General features: G+C 34.1%; 15 protein-coding genes. All 15 read right to left on the reverse strand.

All coding sequences use genetic code 11. The features are described from left to right. Positions 1-56 precede the first annotated feature (56 nt). The 15 genes from BM350_RS20635 to BM350_RS20705 all read right to left on the reverse strand — a co-directional run bounded on the left by BM350_RS20635 (position 57) and on the right by BM350_RS20705 (position 14,883). A complete protein-coding gene (locus tag BM350_RS20635) occupies positions 57-2,276 on the reverse strand; it encodes an alginate lyase family protein (RefSeq protein ID WP_090917862.1) in 2,220 nt (739 codons plus the stop codon). Positions 2,277-2,342: 66 nt separating this feature from the next. Then, positions 2,343-3,617: a lipopolysaccharide biosynthesis protein gene (locus BM350_RS20640; RefSeq protein WP_090917860.1), complete on the reverse strand. Its 1,275-nt coding sequence runs from the start codon at positions 3,615-3,617 to the stop codon at positions 2,343-2,345. Between the two features lies 1 nt (position 3,618). Beyond that, on the reverse strand, positions 3,619-4,605 hold the full coding sequence (locus BM350_RS20645; protein WP_090917858.1) for a glycosyltransferase family 4 protein: 987 nt from the start codon (positions 4,603-4,605) through the stop codon (positions 3,619-3,621). Further along, on the reverse strand, positions 4,602-5,843 hold the full coding sequence (gene wecC / locus BM350_RS20650; protein ID WP_090917856.1) for a UDP-N-acetyl-D-mannosamine dehydrogenase: 1,242 nt from the start codon (positions 5,841-5,843) through the stop codon (positions 4,602-4,604). The genes BM350_RS20645 and wecC overlap by 4 nt, the downstream gene beginning before the upstream one ends. Positions 5,844-5,880: 37 nt before the next feature. Then, positions 5,881-6,561, reverse strand: coding sequence for a sugar transferase (locus BM350_RS20655; protein ID WP_090917853.1), 681 nt, complete (start codon positions 6,559-6,561; stop codon positions 5,881-5,883). Between the two features lie 15 nt (positions 6,562-6,576). Next, positions 6,577-7,458, reverse strand: coding sequence for a UTP--glucose-1-phosphate uridylyltransferase GalU (galU, locus tag BM350_RS20660; RefSeq protein ID WP_090917851.1), 882 nt, complete (start codon positions 7,456-7,458; stop codon positions 6,577-6,579). A 251-nt stretch (positions 7,459-7,709) separates the two neighbouring features. Then, positions 7,710-8,477, reverse strand: a complete 768-nt coding sequence (locus BM350_RS20665) for a tyrosine-protein phosphatase (RefSeq protein ID WP_090917849.1) — start codon at positions 8,475-8,477, stop codon at positions 7,710-7,712. 64 nt (positions 8,478-8,541) lie between these two features. After that, positions 8,542-9,246 (reverse strand): CpsD/CapB family tyrosine-protein kinase, encoded by a 705-nt coding sequence (locus tag BM350_RS20670; RefSeq protein WP_090917848.1) that lies wholly within the window; start codon positions 9,244-9,246, stop codon positions 8,542-8,544. Then, positions 9,236-9,979 (reverse strand): YveK family protein, encoded by a 744-nt coding sequence (locus BM350_RS20675; RefSeq protein WP_090917847.1) that lies wholly within the window; start codon positions 9,977-9,979, stop codon positions 9,236-9,238. The genes BM350_RS20670 and BM350_RS20675 overlap by 11 nt, the downstream gene beginning before the upstream one ends. Positions 9,980-10,380: 401 nt before the next feature. After that, positions 10,381-10,929: a GNAT family N-acetyltransferase gene (locus BM350_RS20680; protein ID WP_090917846.1), complete on the reverse strand. Its 549-nt coding sequence runs from the start codon at positions 10,927-10,929 to the stop codon at positions 10,381-10,383. 112 nt (positions 10,930-11,041) lie between these two features. Beyond that, positions 11,042-11,716: a CpsD/CapB family tyrosine-protein kinase gene (locus BM350_RS20685; protein ID WP_090917844.1), complete on the reverse strand. Its 675-nt coding sequence runs from the start codon at positions 11,714-11,716 to the stop codon at positions 11,042-11,044. A 359-nt stretch (positions 11,717-12,075) separates the two neighbouring features. Then, complete coding sequence (gene fabZ / locus BM350_RS20690; RefSeq protein ID WP_035430592.1) at positions 12,076-12,510, reverse strand: 3-hydroxyacyl-ACP dehydratase FabZ; 435 nt, start codon at positions 12,508-12,510, stop codon at positions 12,076-12,078. Positions 12,511-12,995: 485 nt separating this feature from the next. Then, positions 12,996-13,997 carry a rod shape-determining protein gene (locus tag BM350_RS20695; RefSeq protein WP_090917842.1) on the reverse strand — a complete coding sequence of 334 codons (1,002 nt, stop codon included), beginning with the start codon at positions 13,995-13,997 and terminating at the stop codon, positions 12,996-12,998. Between the two features lie 158 nt (positions 13,998-14,155). Beyond that, positions 14,156-14,428, reverse strand: coding sequence for a sporulation transcriptional regulator SpoIIID (gene spoIIID / locus BM350_RS20700; RefSeq protein ID WP_020061467.1), 273 nt, complete (start codon positions 14,426-14,428; stop codon positions 14,156-14,158). A gap of 320 nt (positions 14,429-14,748) precedes the next feature. Next, a complete protein-coding gene (locus BM350_RS20705) occupies positions 14,749-14,883 on the reverse strand; it encodes an ABC transporter ATP-binding protein (protein ID WP_090917838.1) in 135 nt (44 codons plus the stop codon). Between the last annotated feature and the right edge of the window lie 69 nt (positions 14,884-14,952).

The following is a 14,952-nucleotide window of genomic DNA, read 5'->3' on the forward strand; positions in this document are numbered from 1 at the left end:
TCTATAAATGTTCTACTTTTCTATCCATATCATTTCATTTCATCTCAAAACATATATTAAATTAAACTCATTATTCTTCCATAACCATTTGAATAATAATTAAAATGAGCAATTCTTTGGTTAGATCCATAATCAGAGATAACTATTCTATCACTCATAATATCTATTACCCTATATACTTTCGTACCAAAACCATTATGGCATCCCACAAATCTTATTGAACTTAACTCTAAACACTCACTTTTTGTATTTTCTTTTAACATAAACAACCCAGGTAATCCTTGATAATATTCATTTTGCTCTTTGTTATCAATTTGAATAGTAAAGTGAGCATTCGTAGATCTAAATACATTTCGTTTCTCTGGAATTGCTGTATATAGATATGTTCCAGGATCTTTTATAATTTCTTCCCCATTAATTACTAATTCAAGGCTAAGCTGATCATTATGATCATGACTACCCTTTCCGTTACTTCCAAGAGGCCCACATTTAATAGCTAAATACAAATTTTTTGAAGAGTAAATGTATACTCCAAAATTAGGGTAAGAAACTACTTTTAAATTTTCTACTAAATTTGAATTTGATAGATATACATATTCAACAAATTGTGATTGTTTTCTTAATGACTGTATTCTTTTCTCATCTTCTTTATTTAATGATTTTATCAATGCATTATTAATCATTACTTGTTGATTACTTTTATCCTTTTTATTAAAATTCCCTTTTAGTAGGCTTTTAATAATCTTATTCTCTATAGAAGGAACCTCTACATACCGATCAAAATCGTCTCTCTCAAAAAAAGCATTAATTCCAGCTACTAAATAACGGTGATCTAAGAAATTTTCATCCCAATAATTTTCATCGTCACGTGCACTATAATTTTGTAAATTTAAATATACTTCTTTTGCTTTTTTTACAGACAATAACTGATATATCGGTTGTATTTTGAAGAATCTCCCACTATCATTATCACCAAATTGTATAATTTCCTTATTTGGTTTCGTTATAGCCACAGTAAATTCTGCGATTTTTTCTAATCTATCTATATACCAATCAGGGAAAATTTTTCTATCTGTTATTTTCCAAAAATAACTTGCATTAAGGTTAAAACCTTTTTTCTTACAAATTACATTATGCTGCTCCACATTATAATTCTTTAGTATCTTCTTTTTATGTTCTGGTAATGCATATCCTAAGGTGGTAACATATAGTGCTAATTCTCCTGATAGTCGATGATATGCAGTGGAATGTTCAAAATTTGCACCTTCATCATAGAATTGTGCATGCATTTCTTGAATACTTTCTTGGAATGCGAAACATAACCATTCCTTCGTTTCCTCTGTAATAGGAAGATATGCGGCAATAAAAAATAGACCTACAATATTAGAATAGTAGTGGTTATTACGCACTTCACCATTACGTTCTAAGTGATTATAAATAAAATTCCCATGATCATATATAGAAAGACTAAATACTCTTTCGAACTCTTCGGTAAACGTTACCCCTTGCGCTCTGAATAAATCATATACTAACAACCAATTAGCGGCTCTAATTGCAACATCCATTGCACAAACCCAGTTCACTCCAAACTTAGGTGGATTCATGGATATAAAATCTAACACTTCATCTTGAAACTCAGCCACATATATTTCTGGCTCTTTGAAATCTTCTTTTCCTTGATTCGCTAACATATATGCCCATACATATTGAACTAAATGTTGCATACGCGATAATTCCCACGGAACTTTAATGTCTGCACCTAAGTCCTGACCGTAACGAATTTGAGAATAGTGTAATTTTGAATCCCAGCAGTAACCCGATTTGAAGTCTAAACGCCAGTCAATTGGACTATAGTTGCTAGTTATCATATTTCTTATTTTTTTACTATATAGCTTATTTTCCTTATTAATGAGACATGAAATATCCTCATTGATATCTACTATAGGTGCTTTATATTTGAATTCTTCTATGCCATTACAAATCATATTATATTTTATATTTATCCAACCAGATCCTAACAAATCAAAAGAATGGTTCAAATACAATGTTGATAACTCTTTAATTTGTAAAATTTCCATTTGGGAAAAATCATGTACTATAGATTCTGATAATATACGCTCTATCTCGTATTTATTTAATGTTTGCGAGTATGTAGAAGTTCCACTATCTTTTAAAGCTTCCGTTCTTTTTAATACTTTTTGCTTTATTTTTCTGGTAATTTTACCTACTATTTCTTTAGGAGTTAATTCCTTAACTTTTTTCACATAATAAGACATAAAAAGACTCTTCTCCTATTTGGATAATATATTTCTGTAACAATTCAAAGAAAGATTTTTGTGTCATTATTGTTTTTTAAATTTATTAAACACACGAAATACGATTGCATATTGTAAACATAACATTATAAAACCGTTAAATATTTGCGCCCATGCAATTCCTATAACACCAAAATTTTGCGAAGTCACATAATTAACTATTAAAGCAATAGGTGCCGAAACAGCAGTTACATAAAAATTTTCTTTCATTCTACCTAATGCCAGTAGCGTGACACCCATAATCGCATACGATGAATACAATACATATTTAATCATTAATATACCAGTGTATGTGATTGTGCTTTTATATGCATCTCCATAAAAGAGAGGAACAAATACTAAGGAAACCATATATACTGCTAATCCTGCAAATATACTTAAAAATATTGCCTTTTTCTGAACATTAAAGGCCATTTTCTTTAAATCTTTATAGTTATTACTTTTTTCTGTTAAGTAAGGTGTGTATATACTTTGCAGCGTGGCTGTAATTTGAGTAGCACCTAACAGAAATATCGTAGCAATCGAGTAATACCCCATCTCAACACGATCGGTTACAAAGTTATCCATAATAATAATATCCGCATAGTTCCCTATATTGTTTACGAAATTAGCCAAGAAACTAAAAAAAGCAATTCCCCAAAATTGCTTAGGTATATCTATGCTCATGTCATTTAATCTCTTAGCAGGCTTTGCTTCTTTAAATAAAGGATATAATCCGATAGCTAACCCTAAAACAGTGGCGATAATAAAACCTTTTACACCAAATAACCAAGTACCAACGATTATAAATAACGCACTCTGTATTTTTATAATCGCTTGCATGCTTGCCATCTTATTAACCCTTTTTAAAGCTAGTAAATAATTCATTAATATATTCGTTAAAGCTAATATAGGTACACATAAAGTATATATGCTCCAATGAATCGAATATTGTTTAGAAATAAAAATTAAGAATACATTAAATAGTAAAATAGATAGAGTAGAAAACAACAAGCTATTTCGCACGGAATAAGCAAGAATTTTATCTTTCTGGCTATCGTCTCGCTTTTCTGCACCAAATTTTAATATGGCCGTATCTAAACCAAAAGTTCCGAGTATGACCGCTAGTGTTAAATACGTTTGTAAACTTCTGATTTGTGCCATACTTTCGGGAGTGATAAATTTAGCAACTAATATAATACTTCCAAATCCTAAAAACTGAACCAAGAATTTAGTAAGTAATAAACTAAAAAAACCCTTCTTTCCTAGTTGAACCAAACTATTACGGACTTTATTGCCAAGGGCTATTAAACGATCATTCATTTTATACTTTCTCCTTCAATGCCTCATTCATCTTACTTATACAATCATCTACTTTAGCTGCAAAATCATCTAAATCTCTATTTTTAAATAATACCGTTCCTTCTGGTCTCTTACATACATCACTTGCAACTGCTGGGCAGCCTAAGTATATAGCCTCTTCTATGCTAATCCCATATCCATCACTATATGTTGGACGTATCATTAAGTCTGCATGTTTAAAAAGTGGCCATAATTCTTTTTGTCCAGTAATAAAGTGAATATTATTTTCAAGTCCACTTAACTTTATTGTTTCTTTCATTTCGTTAAAGTAATTCTCATCACCAATTTTTGCAATTGCAAAAACCAATCCAATATCTTCATACGTTTCTTTCAACTTAGCAACCATCTTAATACTTATATCTAAACCATATAAGTCAAATCCATCATGAAATGTAATTACAGAAGCATTCCCCACCATAAGAGGTCTTGCTTTTGTTATAAACTCTTTCGTTTCATATGAATAAGTATTCATAATTCTTTCTTCATCTTCCATTGGAGGAGGTACGAAAGGAGATTGTATCGTTATCTTCTTTGGTAATGGCAAATTGTTTTTCACATAGCCATCCTTCAAATGCTCCCCTACCATAATACATTCATCTATTTTTTTTACGAATAGGCTAGCAATCCATCTTTGAATCTTCCCAAGATTGTCTAATCTTCTTATTGAATGATGATGTAAAATAATTTGAGCTTTAAAAGGCCTAAATATCAACATTAGCATTAAAGGGAATTTAAAACCGTCTAAATGAAATGTATGATGAGAAGGCGATAAAAAGCTTGTAATAAATAAAAATTTTAATTTCTCATAAAAAGACAATCTTGAAAAATCTATTACTTCAACCTGAATCCCCATTGATTCTAACCTTTTTTTAGAACGGTAAATATAGACACTTACTCCCCCTAAAGGAGGGGGATAAGGCCCTATCAAAAAATATTTCTTTTGATTCATCTCCAAATTCCTCTTGTATCAATAACAACTTTTTCATTTAATGTTAAACGATCAATATCCTTAAATGAGTCATGGTCTACCAGTAATACAATAATATCCGCTTTAGATATAGTAGCTGCTGTAGAATCTAGTTCAATGCCTAACTCGCTTAGTTTATCAGGTAATTTTTGGATGTTCGGTTCAGAAACTATAATTTCCCCCAATTGTTGCTTAGCTAAATACTCTACTATTTCAACTGCCGGACTCTCACGCAAATCATCAATATTAGCCTTAAATGCTAAACCTAAACAAGCAATAACAGGATTTTTAAATTTATCTGCTTTTTCACGTATTTTATCTACTACGTAACCTGGTTTATAATCATTCACTATTCTCGCTGTATGAATAAGTTTTGCTTGCTCTGGTGCTGCATCTACAATAAACCAAGGATCAACTGCGATACAATGTCCCCCTACTCCTGGTCCTGGTTGTAGAATATTTACACGTGGATGTCGATTTGCTAAATTAATTAGTTCCCAAACATTAATATTTAGCTCATCACAAATCATAGATAACTCATTAGCAAACGCGATATTTACATCTCTGAATGAGTTTTCTGTTAGTTTTGCCATTTCCGCTGTTCTAGCATTTGTTTCAAGTATTTTACCTTTTACAAACTTCTTATAGAAGTTTACCGTTTTCTTTGTAGACTCAGAATTAATACCACCGATAATACGATCGTTTTCTACTAACTCCCTTAAAATATGTCCTGGAAGTACTCTTTCAGGACAGTGTGATACGTAGAAAACACCTTTATTTGAATTTAATTCTTCAGTTATAGTTAAGTCTTCACGTTCTTCTAAAATCCATTTTGTAACTTTTTCTGTCGTTCCCACTGGACTTGTAGACTCTAAAATTACTAGGTCTCCTTGTTTTACATATGGTGCTATTGTTTTTGTCGCTTGCTCGACATATGTTAAATCTGGTTTATGATTATCTTTAAAAGGTGTCGGAACAGCTAGTATAAATACATCAGCTACTTCTGGTTCTATTCCAGCCTTTAGATTCCCACTTTGTACAGCGGCTTTTACCATAATATCTAAATCTGGTTCATAAATATGTACTTTTCCGCTATTAATCATTTCTACAGCATCTGTATTAACATCTATTCCATATACTTGAAACCCTTTGGTTGCTAATAAACTAGCTGTTGGTAATCCAATGTAACCCAATCCTACTACACAAACTTTTTCGTTCATATCTGACATCCTTTCCGTGTTAAACCAATAAAACTAATTAATAAGCCCCTTTTCTTAATACCACATTTACTACTGTTAAAAATAGAATCTTTATATCAAAAAATAGAGAAGCATTATATACATAATGTAATTCTAAATCTACTCGTTCTGGATATCCTACATTACTCCTACCACTTACCTGCCAATAACCCGTTAACCCAGGACTTACAGATAAGAAATCTGCTGTCTTGGATCCGTATTCTTTAAGTTCTTCTTGCACTACTGGTCTTGGGCCAACTAAACTCATTTCCCCCTTAAGCACATTAATGAATTGTGGCAATTCATCGAGACTTGTTTTTCTTAAGAAGCGACCGAGATTGGTAATACGTGGATCTTCTTCTGGCTCAAGTTTATAATTGTTGTCTATATATTTTTTATATAATACCTCATTCTGTCTTAATTTTTGTTCAGCATTTACAACCATCGAACGAAATTTATAAATATGAAATACCTTCCCGTTTTTTCCTATGCGAACTTGTTTAAAGAATACTGGTCCTTTATTATCTCCTCGCATGTATAGGATTGGAATAAGAATAAATACAGGGGAAAAAATAAGCAAACCTATAACTCCACCGACAATATCTATTATTCTTTTTAAGAATAAATACACAATACTAGGTTTGCTTACTACAGTAGCACTTTGTTGTACAGACTCACTTAGCGCACCTTGATTTTCCAAGTTTATCTACCTCCCTTATACATGCACATTCTCTTTCTGCACCAATTCATTCAAATACTTCATCAATTCTTCTTTTAGTTCATCATGCTGAAGTGCCATTTCAATTGTCGTTTTAATAAAGCCAAATTTCTCTCCAACATCATAGCGGGTTCCTTCAAAGTCGTAAGCAAACACTCTTTGAATTTCATTTAAGCGTTCAATGGCATCTGTTAATTGAATTTCTCCGCCCGCACCTGTTTGCTGGTCTTCTAAGAACATAAAGATTTCTGGTGTTAAAATGTAACGACCCATAATCGCTAAGTTAGATGGCGCTGTTCCTTGTGCTGGCTTTTCTACAAATTGACGTACTTGGTAGCGGCGACCCTTTGGCATAATTGGATCGATAATACCGTAGCGATGTGTTTCGTTGTCTGGTACTGTTTGAACACCAATGACAGAAGCACTTGTTGCTTCATACTCATTTATTAACTGACGTAAGCATGGTGTTTCCGCTTGCACAATGTCGTCGCCAAGTAATACTGCAAATGGTTCGTTTCCGATAAATTTACGAGCACACCATACTGCGTGTCCTAATCCTTTCGGTTCTTTTTGACGCATGTAATGAATATTAATCTTTGAAGATTCCTGTACTTTTCCTAAAATTTCATATTTACCTTTTGCTAATAAGTTTTCTTCCAGTTCAAAGGAATGATCGAAATGATCTTCAATTGCACGTTTTCCTTTTCCTGTTACAATAATGATGTCTTCAATGCCAGATTCAATTGCTTCTTCAACGATATATTGAATTGTCGGTTTATCGACAATTGGTAACATTTCTTTCGGCATTGCTTTCGTTGCTGGTAAGAATCTTGTTCCCATTCCAGCTGCTGGAATAATTGCTTTTTTTACTTGTTTCAAAATTAGTCCCCCTAATCACAATCTTTTTATATCCGCTTATAGTAATATCAAAACAATAAAAACCCTAGCTACAGTGTCCTTATACACAACTCCATAGCTAGAGTTTTTATAAATCATATTGGGCATCTAACCCATCCTCACGCCATGCTCCCGACGACAAGCGTCTAAGGTAGGTTGAAATAAAATTTCTACCCACAGCACAACCGAGTGCCTCCGTTGATAATGGTTAGGAGACATCACCATTGTTTACTTTAAAAAATACCAAATAATTTTTTACGACGAATTTGTTGTGGATCTTCCTTATAGATACTTTTACCACTTATTAACAAATGAGGATTTTCTTTGAAATCGATAAGCGTATTTGTGCCAAATTCATTTTCAATTACATCATATCCGGCTTGTAAATAAAATGCTCTTGTCGTTGTGTTATGCGCATCCGATGCTATCATATGTGTTAAGTTATGTTCAACGAGCTGCAGTGAGAATTTTTTAATTTTTTTACCGAAGTTTCCAAGTAAACTCCCTGCTGTTACTTGTGTTAACGCTCCTTTATTTACGAGGTTATATAACTTATCTGGCTGTTCGATTAACTCGGCATTACGTTCGGGGTGAACAATAATGGGAATCATACCCTTTACTCGTAATTCGTATAACATTTGTTCAGCATAACGTGGTACGTGATTGGATGGAAATTCAATTAATATATATTTATTCGTTTCATTTAATGTGAGAATTTTACCAGCTTCATAATCTGCTAATAAATCCCCGTATAAACGAACTTCTTGACCTGGTAACACAGTTAGAGGAATATCATGTTCTTGGAGCGCTTCATTTAATTGTTTTACTTGGTAAAGAATCTCTGCGCGCTCATTAATATATTTGCCGTTTTGATGATGCGGAGTTGCAACAATTGTATGGATGCCTTCTGCCGCTGCTTTTTGTGCCATCGCTAGACTATCCGTTAACGTCCCGGCCCCGTCATCGATACTAGGCAAAATATGACAATGTAAATCGATCATTGTCCTCACCCTTTCTTCTTATATTTTTCAAGATGAAAGAGAAGTGCGCCGCGCGCACGTCCCTTTAGTTTGCACCGTAGTAATAATATAAGCTCTGTTCACGTTCACGATCGTTCAGAACAACACCTAGCAATTTACCTTTTGCAGATTCTAATAATGTTTTTGCTTTTAAGGCTGCTTCTTTTTCTGTTTGTTCACTACGTACAACAAGTACAGATGCATCACATTGGCTTGCCATAATTTGTGCGTCCGTTACCGGTAAGATTGGCGGCAAGTCGAAGATTACTAGATCATATAAGCTGAAAGTTTGACTAAGCAGTTCTTTCATCGCATTTGATCCAAGTAGTTCTGCAGGATTTGGCGGAATCGGACCAGATGGAAGAAAATCTAATTTATCTACTGCTGTTTTTTGAATGCATTTTTCTAATTGTTCACCAGCTGTTAATACATTTGTTAAACCAAAAATGTTTTCAATTTGAAACATTTGGTGCGTTGCTGGTTTTCGTAAGTCTGCGTCGACAAGTAATACGCGCTTTCCTTGCTGGGCAAATACAACGGCAATATTTGATGTTGTCGTCGTTTTCCCTTCACTTGGATTCGCAGACGTCACCATTAAAGAATGAATTTTCATATCTACTGAGGCAAATTCAATATTTGTACGAATGTTGCGATATTGCTCAGAGATTGGTGATTTTGGCTGATGGTATGCAATTAATTGACGACGTTGACGATGATTTTTCTTTTTCTTAAATAAACTTTTAAGAACCAATTGTTTGCCCCCTCACTTTCTTCGTTGACGCTGCATGTGATTTCTTCCCTACTTCTTCCTCATCCATACGTGCAACAATACCGAGAACTGGTAATCCTAGTAATTTCTCTACGTCTTCTTCTTTCTTTACAGTGTTGTCTAAATATTCTAGTAAGAATGTTAGTCCAACAGATGCCATTAATCCTACGACAAGCGCAATTGCAATATTTATCATCGGACGCGGCTTGATCGGAGATTGATTTTCTGCCACTTCTGCTTTCGATAAAACAGTTACGTTATCTACCCTCATAATTTTAGCAACTTCAACTTTAAATATTTCCGCTGTTGTGTTTGCGATATCACGTGCTACTTTTGGATCTTTATCTTGTGTTGTTACTGTTACTACTTGTGAATCTTTCTCATTAGCAACTTCAATCTTTTCATTTAATTCTTGCGTTGTTATATGTAAACCTAGCTTTTCTTTCACTTGATCTAAAATAACAGGGCTTTTAATAATAACCTTATATGTATTGGTCAATTGAACATTCGTCTGAACTTCATTAAATTGAATCGCTGCTCCTTCTTGTTTCTTTTGGTTAACAAGAATTTGCGTTGAAGATTGATAGATTGGTGTCATAAAGAAAAAGCTCACAATCGCACTAATGATTGCTGCTCCAAATGTAATAGAAAGGATCATCGCGAAGCGCTTTCGTAAAACTTGAAATAACTCTTTTAAACTAATCGTTTCTTCCATAAGCTCCCCCAGCTCTCATAAATTTACATAACAAAGAGTATAACATAAAAAAAACATAAGATTTTTATAAAAACATAAGATTTTTATAAAAACCTTTATGTCATTGTCTACTCATGGTACTTGTATCCATTTTGCAATTTTAAACAAACCTAATTTAATATTACAAAATCCGATTAAATCTGACAATATCCTCTCGTGAATTTGTCAATAAACGTCCAATAAAATATCGTATATTTTATATATCTAAAATATTTATATATACAAAAAACCTAGGAGTCAATGGATTTCACCTAGGTTTCTTATTTTTTAATTGGCTCTTAAAAATTACAATGTTAATTTTTAAGAGATACAAAGGGAATTCCAGTTCTGAATGGCTTTCCTTTGTCATCACATTGTCAATTTTATTTGCAAGTTATAGCGTTGTATTCTGTCTTTAAAAGTCCATAAACATCAACGTCTTCATATGTATCTAATAAAAGTCTATTCTGCCTCAAAGTTCCTTCTTTGCGTAAGCCAGACTTCTCTAACACCCTTATTGATGATTTGTTTCTGGAGATAGCAGATGCCCAAATTCTGTTTAAACCCAGTTCGATAAAACCAAAATTAATCATTCTGGTTACAGCTTCGGTTGCAAAACCTTTTCTCCAATAGTCCTGACCAATCCAATAGCCAAGCTCTCCTCTATTGTTAACCTTATCAATTCTTAAAGTAATCGTACCTACAATTTCTCCTGATTCTTTAGAAATGATTCCTAAAGGATATTCGACTCCTTGCCTTATAAGTTCTGGTTGAATATCAATCCAATCTTGTGCGAACTTCAATTCATATGGGTGTGGAAGCCCAAGAATATCTGCTAACTCCTTGTCATTAGCCAATTCTTTGATCCTACATGCATCATTCTTGGTAAAGGGTTCTATACATAGACGCTCAGATTTTAATTTTATAGCCATATTTGCTCCCCCTTGTACTAAAATCGATTAGTTTCCCTTGTTTTCAATTTTATATCAAAACCGCAGAAAGGCTTCAAAAATCAACAATATCCTTTAACAGAGCCTTTTATTACTAATATCCATATGTATGTTCGGATTGAGGTTTCGCATTAAGCACAACGCCGAGCAATGTTGTATTTGCATGGTGTAATACATTTTTCGCTCTTAGCGCTTGCTCTTTTTCAGTTTTTTCGCTGCGTAGTACAAGTATTGTACCTTCACATTGATTTGCAATAATTTGAGCATCTGTAACGGCAAGAACAGGTGGTGTATCGAACAGAATGAGGTCATAATATTCCTTTGCTTCTTGTAATAATTCACCCATCATCGTTGATCCTAATAATTCTGCTGGATTTGGCGGGATAGGTCCGCATGCTAACAAATGTACATTTTCTATATCTGTTTTTGCAATGCACTCCTGTAACGTTCGTTGTTTCGATAATACACTCGTTAATCCAAAAACAGTATCAACTCGAAATAGTTGATGAAGAACGGGTTTTCGCAAGTCCGCGTCTATAAGTAATATTTTTTCTCCTTGCTGTGCAAAAGCGATAGCAAGGTTGGCAGCCGTCGTTGTTTTTCCTTCTCCTTGATTTGCCGATGTAACGACAAGAGAACGAATCTTTTGATCAATAGAAGCAAATTGTATATTTGTTCGGATATTACGATATTGTTCAGCAAGAACAGATTGCGGCTTTTCATATGCAATAAGTTTCCGCTTCGATTGCAGACGTTTACGAAAAAACATATACGACATCCTCCTCATATAAAGTGAAACCTTCATCAGCACATACTAGAAGTTCTTTCTATTCTCAAGGTGACAATAGCGAAATATACATTTCCCTAGCATAAGAAATCGCAAGCTGCTCAACAATTTCTTCCTAAGAAAACACCGCACACCAAATCATACAATATTTTACTTATATTAACAATAATATTTTTGAATATAGTTTAAATTTAAAAAATTAAAATAAAGTGAAACTTTCATCAGTGGGGGTTTTCTTCATCCCCCACTTATCTTCTTTACTTCCCTCTCAATCTTGAGGTAGGGGTCTTACTGCCCATGAATAGCGGGATAAATAAAAAACCGTCATCGTTATGACGGTTTTACTCTTTCTTATCTCCAAGCGCAAATGTAATTTCCGCTTCACATGCTACTTCACCATTTACAGTTGCAACTGCTTTTCCTTTGCCAATCGGACCGCGTACACGTGTCATTTCTACTTCTAAGCGAAGCTGATCACCTGGGCGTACTTGTCTTTTAAAGCGGCAGTTATCAATGCCAGCAAAGAAGGCAAGACGGCCGCGATTTTCTTCTTTCTTTAAAACAGCAATTGCGCCAACTTGTGCTAATGCTTCTACAATGAGTACACCAGGCATTACTGCGTAGTCAGGGAAATGACCGTTAAAGTATTCTTCATTTGCAGATACGTTTTTAATACCGACCGCACGTTTTCCTTCTTCTACTTCAAGAACTTGATCAACAAGTAGAAATGGATAGCGATGCGGGATAATTTCTTTAATTTGCTCTATGTTTAACATCACATCTCGCTCCTTTTTTAGTTACTAGTCTTAGTACTAGGTTATATATATTATCCCATTTTGTTTATTATTTGTCATTACAAAAAAACGAAGCAGACTTTTCTGCTTCGTATCATTTCAAAAAAATGCATACACTCTTTCTTCTCACAACTTTTGGTATAACAAGCATAATTACAGTTCACACGGAGATAGAAAAAGCATATGCCCAAGTTAGGAGAAGTCAATATACCAAAGGCATATTCACCTCATTTGTCGTATTTGAATTCATTATAGTATAATTATTTACAATCTAAAAACGACAGAATTCTACATTTTTTTCAATTTAGGTCGCCTTTTCTCTTTTTTTCTTTATCTTTCTTTATTTTTCATAAAAGTAATATATTTTTAAAAACAGATAAATAAATATATAAATTTCAAAAAAACGTTAGGATGTATACCTAACGTTTTTCATTCTTTCAATTGGTTCCACTGATTAAATTACGTTCTTATCGCAAAGCGTGGCGTGGTAATTTGTCGATATTCTCAAGCATGATACCTGTTCCAACCGCTACGCAGTGCATTGGATTTTCCGCAATTAATACAGGTACTTTTAACTCTTCTGCAAGAAGCATGTCAATACCGTGTAATAATGCACCGCCGCCTGTTAAAATAACGCCGCGGTCAATAATATCAGCAGATAATTCAGGTGGTGTACGTTCTAATACACCTTTTGCAGCTTGTACAATAACAGCTGCGTTTTCTTTCAATGCTTCTGTGATTTCTTCAGAGCATACTGTAATTGTGCGAGGCAAGCCTGTTACCATGTCACGACCGCGAATTTCAAGTTCTTCACTACGTGCACCTGGGAACACTGTACCTACTTTAATCTTAATATCTTCTGATGTACGTTCCCCAATTAATAGCTTATACTTACGTTTAATATAGCTTAAGATTTCCATATCAAACTTATCGCCCGCCATTTTAATGGAAGAGGAGGTAACGATATCGCCCATAGAAAGTACTGCAATATCCGTTGTACCTCCGCCAATATCTACAACCATGTTTCCACTTGGTTGGAAGATTTCCATACCAGCACCAACAGCAGCTACTTTTGGTTCTTCTTCTAAGTATACTTTCTTACCACCAGATCTCTCAGCAGCTTCACGAATTGCTTTTTGTTCTACAGATGTAATGTTTGTTGGACAGCAAATTAAAATGCGCGGTTTTGATAAAAAGCCTTTTACGTCAAGTTTGTTGATGAAATGTTTTAACATCGCTTCTGTAATTTCGAAGTCAGCAATTACACCATCTTTAAGCGGACGAATCGCTACAATGTTTCCAGGTGTACGCCCTACCATACGTCTTGCTTCTTCACCTACCGCTAATACTTTTCCTGTATTGCGGTCAATTGCCACAACAGACGGTTCATTTAATACAATTCCTTTACCCTTTACATGAATTAATACATTGGCCGTGCCAAGGTCAATTCCGATATCTCTTGCAAACATCCCTATGTTTTCCTCCTCAATATCTAGATCAGGTTAACCCCGTATTCTTTTGCACCTAATTCCTAATTTTATCATATTCTTTTCTGAAACGTAATATTGAAGAATTGAATTATATTAAAAAAGTTCTCTTTTCTTAGGAATGTTTGCTAAGTGTCAGATTATTGACGCACGATTTTTTCTGTATCCTCTTTTTGATACTTTTGCTTCGTTGCTTCGCCGCCTCGAAGGTGACGAATTGACTTATGGTAATCAAGAATTTCCTTCACTTCATTTGCGAGCTCTGGATTAATTTCTGGTAAGCGTTCTGTTAAATCTTTATGCACAGTACTTTTTGACACACCAAACTCCTTCGCAATAACACGAACTGTTTTTCTTGTCTCCACGATATACTTACCAATCTTGATTGTTCTCTCTTTGATGTAATCGTGCACACCACTCGCCTCCCTAAATTGGATGTGAGAAGGGTGAAATGAGACTCGCTGCATGTGACTAGGCTGTAAGTTCGAGTGCTGTTTGTAAGCGCTACACTTTCTGGGATTTATAATGAAATGATCCACGATTTCTCACCTCAAACACTCTCTTTGCTTTGGTTTATACCATTGTATTGCCCGCACTGTATTTATATGCTACAAGTTCTCCATTTTTGCGGACTACAGTGACAAAAATTACATTTTTTTTTGAGAAATCGGTGAAAAATGAAAGTTTTCCTTTTTGTACACAGGCAACAAAAAATGACGCCTTCTAAAAAGCGTCATTCCTCTTGATCAAATTCTTCTTCCAAAAGGCTTTGATGGGGGACTTCTCTCTTACTTGCAATTAAATAATATAAGGAAAATAAAACAAATAATAAAATAAGTGCAATTGACACAACAAATAATAACGACAACACAATCCCCTCCTTTTAGTAATATATATTCGAGAATTCTGTCCAATTTCCTTGCCGTTACAAGGTTTT

It is taken from the genome of Bacillus sp. 103mf, assembly GCF_900116295.1.
In the GTDB taxonomy this organism is placed as follows: domain Bacteria; phylum Bacillota; class Bacilli; order Bacillales; family Bacillaceae_G; genus Bacillus_A; species Bacillus_A bruguierae.